1 protein-coding gene is annotated in these 1,424 nt (G+C 43.1%); it reads right to left on the bottom strand.

Annotated features, from left to right (window positions below):
* Positions 1 to 1,424: beta strand repeat-containing protein (locus BUR17_RS20525; protein WP_185116699.1), on the bottom strand; the 1,424-nt coding region annotated here is incomplete at both ends.

Genomic DNA, 1,424 nt, shown 5'->3' with positions numbered 1-1,424 from the left:
TGAGTAATTGTTACTGTTCTCGTAATTGTACATGCATTAGCATCCGTTATTGTTACTGTGTAAGTTCCTGCAGCTAATCCTGTCGCTGTTGCTGCAGTTCCTCCTGTTGGTGACCATGAATAAGTGTAAGGTGCTGTTCCTCCCGTTACAACAATACTTGCTGTTCCGTTAGTTCCTCCGTTACATGAAATATTTGTTTGAGAAGTTGTAGCACTCATTGCTGTTGGCTGAGTTACAGTAGCACTTACTGTTCCTGTACATCCGTTTGCATCAGTAATGGTTACTGTATAAGTTCCTGCTGATAATCCTGTACGATCTTCTGTAGTGATTCCACCTCCCCAGTTGAAAGTATAAGGTGCTGCTCCTCCTGTTGGTGTTAAATTAATAGCTCCTGTAGAACCTCCGTTACATCCAATATTAGTAACTACTGTGGTTCCTGAAATTGCTGTTGGCTGAGTGATGGCTACCGTTCTCGTAATGGTACATGCATTAGCATCCGTTACTGTTACTGTATAAGTTCCCGCTGATAATCCTGTTGCTGTTGCTGCAGTTCCTCCTGTTGGAGACCATGAGTAAGTGTAAGGCGCAGTTCCTCCCGTTACAACAATACTTGCTGTTCCGTTAGTTCCTCCGTTACATGAAATGTTAGTTTGAGAAGTCGTTGCACTTATTGCTGTTGGCTGAGTTACAGTAGCACTTACTGTTCCTGTACATCCGTTTGCATCAGTAATGGTTACTGTATAAGTTCCTGCTGATAATCCTGTACGGTCTTCTGTAGTGATTCCTCCTCCCCAGTTGAAAGTATAAGGCGCTGCTCCTCCTGTTGGTGTTAAATTAATAGCTCCTGTTGAACCTCCGTTACATGCAATATTTGTAACTACTGTTGTGCCTGAAACCGCTGATACAGGTTGAGTGATTGTAGCACTAACTGTTCCTGTACATCCGTTTGCATCAGTAATGGTTACTGTGTAAGTTCCTGCAGCTAAACCTGTACGATCTTCTGTAGTGATTCCTCCTCCCCAGTTGAAAGTATAAGGTGCTGCTCCTCCGGTTGGTGTTAAATTAATAGCTCCTGTTGAACCTCCGTTACATGCAATGTTTGTAACAACTGTTGTTCCTGAGATTGCTGTAGGCTGAGTGATTGTTACTGTTCTAGTGATTGTACATGCATTTGCATCCGTTACTGTTACTGTATAAGTTCCCACTGATAATCCTGTTGCTGTTGCTGCAGTTCCACCGCTCGGTGACCATGAGTATGTGTAAGGTGCTGTTCCTCCCGTTACAACAATACTTGCTGTTCCGTTAGTTCCTCCGTTACATGAAATATTCGTTTGAGAAGTCGTTGCACTCATTGCTGTTGGCTGAGTTACAGTAGCACTTACTGTTCCTGTACATCCGTTTGCATCAGTAATCGTTACTGTGTA

This window comes from Chryseobacterium scophthalmum, from assembly GCF_900143185.1.
Taxonomy (GTDB): domain Bacteria; phylum Bacteroidota; class Bacteroidia; order Flavobacteriales; family Weeksellaceae; genus Chryseobacterium; species Chryseobacterium scophthalmum.
This window is presented reverse-complemented; position numbering and strand designations above follow the sequence as displayed.